Annotated in this window: 7 protein-coding genes; 1 reads left to right on the forward strand and 6 read right to left on the reverse strand. The window is 72.5% G+C overall.

Annotation, left to right across the window (positions count from 1 at the left end; all coding sequences use genetic code 11):
- The first annotated feature begins 1 nt into the window (after window position 1).
- Complete coding sequence (locus tag IT371_15335; GenBank protein ID MCC6749032.1) at window positions 2-1,510, forward strand: GMC family oxidoreductase; 1,509 nt, start codon at window positions 2-4, stop codon at window positions 1,508-1,510.
- Here IT371_15335 and IT371_15340 read toward each other — a convergent pair.
- The 6 genes from IT371_15340 to IT371_15365 form a co-directional block, all read right to left on the reverse strand.
- Window positions 1,507-2,088, reverse strand: coding sequence for a hypothetical protein (locus IT371_15340; protein MCC6749033.1), 582 nt, complete (start codon window positions 2,086-2,088; stop codon window positions 1,507-1,509). The genes IT371_15335 and IT371_15340 overlap by 4 nt on opposite strands.
- 90 nt (window positions 2,089-2,178) lie before the next feature.
- Window positions 2,179-2,652, reverse strand: coding sequence for a hypothetical protein (locus tag IT371_15345; protein ID MCC6749034.1), 474 nt, complete (start codon window positions 2,650-2,652; stop codon window positions 2,179-2,181).
- A gap of 47 nt (window positions 2,653-2,699) precedes the next feature.
- The gene (locus IT371_15350; GenBank protein MCC6749035.1) at window positions 2,700-4,511 is read right to left on the reverse strand and encodes an Hsp70 family protein; all 1,812 of its coding nucleotides are present in this window, start codon (window positions 4,509-4,511) and stop codon (window positions 2,700-2,702) included.
- 9 nt (window positions 4,512-4,520) lie between these two features.
- Complete coding sequence (locus IT371_15355) at window positions 4,521-5,030, reverse strand: DUF2760 domain-containing protein (GenBank protein ID MCC6749036.1); 510 nt, start codon at window positions 5,028-5,030, stop codon at window positions 4,521-4,523.
- A 66-nt stretch (window positions 5,031-5,096) separates the two neighbouring features.
- Complete coding sequence (locus tag IT371_15360) at window positions 5,097-7,358, reverse strand: hypothetical protein (protein ID MCC6749037.1); 2,262 nt, start codon at window positions 7,356-7,358, stop codon at window positions 5,097-5,099.
- Window positions 7,355-8,788: ATP-binding domain-containing protein (locus tag IT371_15365; protein ID MCC6749038.1), on the reverse strand; the 1,434-nt coding region annotated here is incomplete at its 5' end. The genes IT371_15365 and IT371_15360, both read right to left, overlap by 4 nt.

Raw genomic sequence — 8,788 nt, forward strand, 5'->3', positions numbered from 1 at the left:
CATGTTGGATCTGGTCATTGTCGGCTCGGGCTACGGCGGAAGCGTCCTCGCGGCGCGTCTCGCGGGGCAGGGCCGCGTGCTGCTGCTCGAGCGGGGACGGAGGTGGAGCTCCGGCGAGTTTCCGAGCACGCTCCGTGGCGTGGCGCGCGCCTACGCGAGTCGACGGAACCCGCTCGGCCTGTGGGGGATGCGACTCGCCGAGGGGACGGGCAACGGGTTCGTGAGCGCCCTGGGCGGGGCGAGCGTGGTGAACTACGGCATCACGAGCTACCCCGACGCGCACGTCTTCGCGCGCTGGCCGATCGGCGCGGCGGAGCTCGAACCATACTTCGCGCGGGCGCGCGCGACGCTCCGTCCGTCGGCGAACCCGCGGGCCGACGAGCTGCTCGACAAGCGTTTCTTGGACCTGGTGGAGCCGGGGCGGCGAGTGGACTACGAGAACACCATCGACTGGGAGAGGTGCACGCTCTGCGGGCACTGCTGCCCGGGGTGCAACGAGGGGGCGAAGCTCTCGCTCGACCGGACCTCCCTCGCCGCGGCCGAGGCGCGGGGAGCCGAGCTTCGCGTTCAGACCGAGGTGCACTCGCTCGCGCCGTGCGCCGACGGCAGCTGGGAGCTGATGGTGGCGCCGACCGGTCGGCCCGAGGAGCTCGAGCGGATCGTGGCCCGGCGCGTGGCGCTCTGCGCGGGGGCCTTCGGCACGCTCGACCTGCTCTTTCGCTGTCACGCGGAGGTGCCGGTCTCCCCCCGCTTCGGCGAAGGGATGAGCATGAACGGGGACGGCCTGGCCTTCCTCTACAACACGGCTCTGCCCATCTCGACGCACCACGGGGCGCCGATCTCGACCACGGTGCGGCTGCACATGCGCGACGACGAGGGGCAGCTCCGCACGCTCACCGTGATGGCGGGCCGGATCCCCTTCTCGGCCCTCGGGGTGGCTGGCCGCGCTCTGGCGCTCGTCGGGACGTTTGTGGGGGAGCGCCACGCGGGCGCCTCGGAGGAGCGGTTGCTCCCGCGGGCGAGGCGCAGGTGGCGCGACCTCGGTGGGATCCTCGAGGGCGGCGCGCTCTCGCAGAGCTTCATGTACAAGCTGGACGGGCAGGACTCGGCGCGCGGAGAGGCGATCTTCGACGGCGAGGGCAGAGCGGCGATCCACTGGCCGGACTATGCGGAGGACCCGATCAACCGGTTTGCGGCGGCGCGGCTCGCGGAGTGGGCGGATCGCATCGGCGGTATCCTGGTGCCGAACCTCGGCACCTGGCGCTTCATGCGGAGCTTCGGCGTCCACCCGCTCGGGGGGGCTCGCATGGGGCGGAACGTGGCGGAAGGGGTCGTGGACGCCTGGGGACGGGTCTTTCGCCCTGACGGGAGGACGTACCCGGGCCTGCGCATCGCGGACGCGAGCGTCATCCCCACCAGCGTCGGCGTGCCGCCGAGCTTCACCATCGCAGCGGTGGCCGAGCGGATCGCCGAGGACCTCGGCGCGGAGCTCGCGCGGGCGCGCGGTTAGAACACCCAGCGACCGAGGAGCGTTGCCCCGCCGGGGGTGTGGACGAGATCCAGCCGGGGGAGCCAGGCGTGGCCGAAGAGGCGCGACTCGGCGCGCTTGACCTGTCCGTGGCCGACGAAGAGGAGCGGGAGCCCCACGGCCAGGGAGACGCCGGTGATCACGAGCCCGATGATCCCCATGTTGCGGTAGATGCCGCAGGCGGCGGCGATGGGCATGCTTCCGCCGGCGCAGAACTCGGTCGAGAAGACGAAGAACATGCTGGCCCAGAGGAGGCCGACCCCTCCTCCGATGGCGGTGGTCAGGATGCCGCCGAGGCGCATGCGACGGCCGGCGCGATACTCGGGGTCCTGCAGCAGCAAATGGGCGGGGTTGCCGTAGGCGTAGCCCGGCGGCGGAGCGGAGACGGCGCCCGGCGCAGTGGGGGTGGGGCTGGCGGGCGGGGTCACCGGCGCGGCGGGGGCCGGCTGTTCGGGAGGCGGTCCCCCGGGGGCGGGCTCGTCGGGCGCGGTCTGGGCGCGGGCGAGGCCGGGAAGAGAAGCCAGGGTTGCGACGAGTAGACCCACCATGAGGCGCGGCACGTGTTCCTCCTCGGGCGCGCGCGGCGCCCGTCAGACGGCGCGCGCATCATGGCACGGAGGCCTCGCGCGCGACAACGCGGCGGCGCGCGGTTATTGCGTGGGCTCGGTCACATCCGGGATGGGCGTCACCTCGAGGGACGCGCCGTGACAGAGGGCCACCTCGGCCACGAGCTCGGCCACCCGCTCCGCGAGGCCGGTGCAGAAGCGCGCGCGCTCTGCCGACTGGAACTCGGGGAAGGGCGCGATGAGCTGGTTGCAGATGATCTCCGTCGAGGAACCGTAGCCCAGGCGCTCCTTCCAGAGCGCGCTGTAGTCGACGAGCGCGGCGCGCAGGGTCGCGGTGACCGCGCCGGTCGGGTCGGGGTCACCGAAGAGCTCGCCGAGGATGAGCTCGCCGGCCTTGATCGCGCCGCACTGCCCCTCCCCGGTGATGCCCCCCTTGCGCAGCGCCTGGTAGGGCGGCGTGCGCAGGTTGAAGGTCTCCGCGAGGCAGATGCCGCACGATCGGTGGCGCGTGAGGCGACCTTCGTAGAGGAGCCGCGCCTTCTCTCGCGCGAGTGCCACCAGCGCACGTTCAGAGGCGGTGAGCGATCGCACGATGTCGCGCTCCGTCAGCGGCCGGTGTCGCGGACATAGTACTCGAGCTTCCAGCTCCGGCCGTCGCGAGCGCGAAGCTCGAGGTCGAGCGTCCCCACCTCGGTCACGCGACTGTGGAGGCGCACGGGGACCATCGCGCCGGAGCTGGCCGTCTCGTCGGCCATCGCGGTCTGCACGGGGACGAGCTCTTCGATCTCGCCCTCGCTCCAGCGCTCGACCACGGTCCCGATCCCATCGTCCTTGCGATGCGTGGAGGAGAGGAAGCGGAACTCGACCGCCTCGCCCACCACCATGCCCAGCTCCTGCCCTGCCACGTCGGCGTCGGTCCCCTCCTCCATGCCGAAGGGGACCACGCAGAGCGCCTTGATCGGGGCGGGCAGGCCGGGCACCGCGGGCATGGAGCTCTCCAGCCCGATGTAGTACGAGCGCCCGACGCCGCCTCGGATGCGGATCCCTTTCCCCTGGCGCACGAGGCCGTAGTAGGCGGCCCCGTGGCTCACCGCCAGGTCGGGGTGCGCGCCCTGGAGCTCCTTGAGCGGAGCGCCCTGATCTGCGACCCAGCTCTGCAGGACCTCGGTGATGCGTCCCTTGAGGGTCGGGGCCTTCATCACGCCGCCGTTGTAGAGCACCGCCGTGGGCCGCGTGAACCCTTCGCCGGCGCCGTGATGCTCGCCGAGAAACTTCGCCAGGTGCTTCGTGATCGCCGCGTCCGTGGCGTAGGGGAGGCCGAGCTCTTGCAGACCCGCGCGCCGTCCCCTGGCGGGCCGCGCATCGGCAGCCACGGCGGGGAAGAAGCCGTCGAGCAGCACGCGCGAGAGGTCCTGGCGCGACAGGGCCGTGGTGAGGCTGCCGCCGATGACCTTCGAGCCGCGCCCGAGCACCGTCACCGGGACTTCTTCTTGGCTCGGGTCGACGAAGAGCTGCTCCTTGGCCGCCCGGCACGCGTGCCAGAGGGAACGCGTCTGCCAGGCGTCGATGGCGTGGCCGCGCTCGGCGAGCTTCTCCGAGGCCACGTGCGCGAGCGCGAGGTCCATGTTGTCGCCGCCGAGGAGGATGTGGTCCCCGACGGCGACCCGCTCGAGGGAGAGCTCTCCGTCGCGGTCCACCACGCTGATCAGGGTGAAGTCCGTGGTCCCCCCGCCGACGTCGCAGACGAGGACGCGGTCTCCGACGCCGAGCTCCTGGCGCCAGGCCTCACCGAGGTGGGCCAGCCAGGCGTAGAAGGCGGCCTGCGGCTCCTCGAGCAGCGTGACGTGGGCGAGCCCGGCCTGCCGTGCCGCCTGCACCGTGAGCTCGCGCGCCACCGCGTCGAAGGAGGCGGGGACGGTCAGGTAGACCTGTTGCTCCTCGAGACGGGCCGAGGGGTCCTCGGCGCCGGGACCGTGGTTCCACGCGTCGCGCAGGTGCTCGAGGTAGCGCGTGGAGGCGTCGAGCGGCGAGATCTTCGGCACCTCCTCGGGGGCCTGAAACGGCAAGAGCGGCGCCGTTCGATCCACGCCCGCGTGACAGAGCCAGGACTTGGCCGAGGAGACGACGCGCGCGGGGACCTTGCTCCCCTGGTCGCGCGCGAGGTGTCCGACGGTGAAGCTGCGATCGCTGGCCCACGGCAGGTCCATGGCGCCCGCCGAGAGCTCCGGGCCCGCCGCGAGGTAGAGAAAGGAGGGGAGCGTGGCGCGCGCCTCCACCAGCCCCGGTGCGACGGTCTGGGGGATGGGCAGATCGCGCACGGCGGCCTCACCCTCGAGGGCGGCCTGCGTGTCCGCGTAGGAGACCACCGTGTTGGTCGTGCCGAGGTCGATTCCGACGACGTAGCGAGAGGCGTGCATGGGCGTGCGCTAGCTCAGCTCGACTTCCGCCGGGGCGATGATCGAGGGGTCGCCCCCCTCGGAGGGGCGGGGCAGCTTGAGGTCGGTGGCCTTCCAGCCGTGGTGCCGCAGGACCCCCGAGAAGGGCGGCTGGCCCGTCACGTTGCCGATGAGGCGGATGTGCGATGGGTCGAAGCCCGCCTGGACGGTGACGCGGCTGTCCTCCTCGCCGGGCAAGACCGGCGAGAGCGCCAGATGCTCCTGCAGCGCGCGGCGGCAGTCCCGATGGATGTTGCGCACCGCCGCGCCCACCTGCGCGTCGTCGTAGGCGTCGATCTCCTCGAGGAGGAAGTCGAGCAGGCGCCCTTCCTTCTGCATCAGCCCGAGGAGCTGGATGGCCCAGGCCTGTTCGGCCTCGGCAGACGGCTTCGCCGGCGGCAGAGCCGGAGGGAGCTCGACCTTGGGGAGGACCTCCTCGGGCAGCGGCTTTCCGCCGAGGACCCGAAAGAAACACTTGAACGCGAGGCCTAGGCGTCCCATGGCGTACTCCTTGCTGAACGCAATGCAGCGCAGCGCGGCGAAAGCTAATGGAGGGGGTGCCGACCGTCAAGTGCCGAGGCGCCGCCCCCGGGCTCGACGGAAGGGCGCGACGAGCAGCAGCGCCCACAGGAGGAGCGTCCCGCCGAGGAGCCAGCGCGGGTAGCGAGGCGGGCGGAAGGCGAACGCCACCTCGTGGAGGCCGCGTGGCACGCGCACGGCGGGGAAAGCGGGGCTCACGTGCAGTGCGCGAGCCGGCCGGCGATCCACCTCGGCCCGCCACCAGGGGTGGTACGCCACCTTGAGGGCCACGAGGCCCGCTCGGTCGAGGTGCACCGTGCCGGCATGGCGCGTGGGCGCGGAGGCGGAGGCCAGCACGCGACCCGGGCGGCCGTGAGAGCGCGGGAGGAGCGGGCGCGTGAGGGGGACGAGGCGCCCGTCGGGGGTGCGCTCCTCGACGAGCTTCGACCGGACGACGAGCTCGGGCTGGCCGGGCTCGAGCGGAAGGCCGGCCTCGCGGGTCGGGGTGACCTCGAACACCTCTCCCGCCTCGGGGAGGGCGGAGTCCACCCAGCGGTCGAGGGCCGGGCGCACCGCGCGCGGGGGGCCCACGATGCGCCCGACGGGGGAGACGACGTCCAGATAACCGTGGTCCCCGGGCAGCCGGTAGAGCGAGAGGGACTTGCGCGCGAGGAGCGGCGGATTATTTGCCTCGTGCTGCGCCCGCGCGAAGGCCGTGTCCGGTCGCGCGAGCGCGAAGCGGAAGTTGTAGAGCGCGAGGCGGGAGGGGCGCAGCGGGTCGAGGTACTCGAGGTGGTAGAAGCCGAGGCTGTCGTGCATCCCCACCCCGTAGCTCTGACCGAGGGGCTGAGAGGTGAAGCTGCCGAGGAGCCCCGCCACGAGGTGGGTGCCGTGGCCGGTCTTGGTGTGGGCGTAGACGCGCCCCGGCGGGGTCCCCTCCCGGACCGCGTCGTCCACCGCGCGGCCGGCCGCGGTGAGGTCCCGCTCGTCGAGCTCGTAGGAGCGAATAGTGTGAAAGTGCGTCGCTGAGCGCTGCAGGAGCATCACGGCGGGCACGGCGAGCAGGGCCACCGCTCCGAGGAGCGCGGCGGCCTCGGGGATCGCGCGTCGCCCCCAGCGGACGAGCTGCGCCAGGCCGACCCCCGCGAGCAGCACGGCGCAGCCGTGGACGGGCCCTGCGTAGCGGAAGAGCTCGAGACCCAGGTTGGCGGGCTGCAGGTCCACGAGGTGGCCGAAGGTGCGCCGGCCCATGAGGAAGAAGAGGAAGAGCGCGAAGCAGGCGAGGAGCGCGCGGAGGGGCGGGGCGGACCGCAGGCGGGCGAGAGCGACCCCGGTTCCGACGAGGAGCGAGCCGGTGAGAACCGGGAGCTGTCCGTCATCGAGGAGCTTGCCGGTGGCGAGCGCCCGCAAGACCTTGAGCGCGCCGTAGCCGTGGATCCGATCCTGGTCCCCCCAGGGCCATCCCCCGGCGACGTCGCGCGTCTCGAGAAGCGGCGCGATCCAGAAGAGGAGCGAGACGACCACGAGCCCTCCGAGCGAGAGCGCCCGCCACAGGCCGGCGGTCAACTGCCGCGGCCGGCAGAGCACGACCACGCCGAGGGCCGTGGCGAGCGCGACGGCGTAGAAGGCGTGGCAGAGCGCGGTGGCGAGGAGGAGCGCGGCCCCGAGGAGAAGCTCGCGCCGTCCCGCCTCGGGCTGCACCGCGCGGTAGCCGGCGCCGAGGGCCAGCGGAAAGAGCACCATCGCGTAGGTCTGCGTGTAGAGCCCGTGCCCCATCACCGAGGTCAGCGTGAAGCCGAAGCCGAAGGTGGAGGAGACGAGTGGGGCGGCGAGGCCCGAGAAGAGGGCCGCCGTCGCGCCGAGTCCGAGGCGCCGCGCCCCGAGGTAGGTCGCGACCGGGAAGGCGCACCAGAGGAGGACCACGGAGAGGTTGAAGGCGAGCTGCTCGCCGAGCAGCCCGAAGGAGACGAGGTGCAGGCCCGCCGCGGCGAAGTGGGGCAGCGGCTGATAGTAGAGGTACATCGGGAAGCCGAGGTTGAAGGTGGGGCAGTAGAGGTCGAAGCTCCCCGACCGGAGGAGCGCGACCAGCGTGTGGACCGCGGTGCGGTGCGACGAGTGGTCGTCGCCGTAGATCGGCAGGTCGCGGAGGATGCGCGTGGCCGGCAGGAGCAGCACCAGGACCCACAGCGCGAGGAGGCCGCGGTGAAGCCAGGGAGAGAGGGTGGTCTCCGCGTCGGAAGAGGGGGGCGTGGCCGCAGGGGCTATAGGCGCGGCGGCAGGGCCGGGGACCTCGAGAGGTCCTTCGGTCATAGGGTGGCCGGCAGGAGCGGCGAGGGATCGCCCACCGAGACGAGCCAGAGCTGGTGCGCGGCGCGGGTGGCGGCGATGTGCAGGAGGTGCCGGCTCTCGAGGCTGTCGGGGAAGTTGCGGGCCGTCACGTCGAGGAGGAGCACGTAGTCGAACTCCAGCCCCTTGACCTGGGCCACGTCGGTGACCTCGATCCCGGCCTTGAAGGAAAAGTCCTGGTGGCGGACGAGGCGCACCGCGGGGACCTCGGCCTGTGTCAGCGATTGGGCGTACGAGATCGCCTGCGCCGGATAGCGCGCGATGAGCGCCACCGAGGCGAGCGGCTCGCGGAGGGCGAGCGAGCGCAGCGCCTCAGAGAGCATGGCCACGGCCTCTCCCTGGCTCGCGAACCGATGCAGCTCCACCGGGGCGCCGCTCCGCACCGCGGCGGGCTCTCCCTCGGGGGCGACCGACCCGAGGAGGCTGCGCGCGAGCGCCATCACCTCGCCCGTCGAGCGGTAGCCGAGGCGCAGCGTGGCGGAGGTCGTCGCCGGGATGCCGAGCTCCTCGAGCAGCGCCTCCCAGCTCGAGAAGGCGTTGTCGAAGACGAGCCGCTGGGCGGTGTCGCCGGCGAGCGTGACGCAGCGGCCACGTCCGGCGGCCTCCACGAGCACCTTCAGCTCCACCGCGCTGAGATCCTGCGCCTCGTCCACGACCACGTGCTCGTAGGAGATCGCGGGGCCCGTCGGGGGCTTGAGCCCGCCGTGCTTGAGCAGGTGCAGGTAGACGAGGAGACTGTCGTCGGGCCGATCCAGCCGGCCGGCCCCTTCCACCTCGCGCTCGTCGTGGCCGTCCACCGAGAGGTACGGCGTGTGATCGTCGCGCTCCTCGCCCGACTCGGGGGCCTCCTCGTCGCGCTCCTTGTCGCGCTCGTGCTCTTCCTCCTCCTTCGCGGGCACCTCTTCCACTTGACGCGCGCACCAGGCGCAGACCTCGTCGAGCTCTCGGGCCGTGAAGGCACCGGCCGCCCGTTCGGCCACGGCGCTCTCGAGGAGTCGCCGGTCGGTGAGCAGCTCGGACCAGTCGGTGAGCACGTCCTTGGCGCGGCGCGAGAGCCGCCGGAGCACGTTGTCAGCGCGCTGGCGGGTCGCGGGGGGGAGCTCGTGCGCCTCGTTGAGGAGCCACGTTCTGAGCGCGTGGACGCGCGGTACGAGCGGCTGACCCTCGAGCTTGCGCCAGCGGGCCACCACGGTGGCGCCGGTGGACGCGTCGCCGAGGCCGGACTCCAGCTCGCGGGCGAAGTCTGCCTGCTGCCGCTCCACGAGCATCCGGCAGAGCGAGAGGAGCAGGGGGTGCTTCTTGAAGCGCGAGACCGAGCCGGGGGTCTCGTCGTTGTAGAGGCCGGGTGCGCTCGGCAGGATCTTCTTGCGCGTGCGCTCGAACCAGGTGCGGGC

This window comes from Deltaproteobacteria bacterium (genome assembly GCA_020848905.1).
Lineage (GTDB): Bacteria > Myxococcota_A > Polyangia.

Bases quoted from the DNA above. Each gene is read 5' to 3' on its own strand.
- IT371_15355 (MCC6749036.1), bottom strand. From the start codon at position 5,030: ATGGGACGCCTAGGCCTCGCGTTCAAGTGTTTCTTTCGGGTCCTCGGC.
- IT371_15360 (MCC6749037.1), bottom strand. From the start codon at position 7,358: ATGACCGAAGGACCTCTCGAGGTCCCCGGCCCTGCCGCCGCGCCTATA.
- IT371_15335 (MCC6749032.1), top strand. From the start codon at position 2: ATGTTGGATCTGGTCATTGTCGGCTCGGGCTACGGCGGAAGCGTCCTC.
- IT371_15350 (MCC6749035.1), bottom strand. From the start codon at position 4,511: ATGCACGCCTCTCGCTACGTCGTCGGAATCGACCTCGGCACGACCAAC.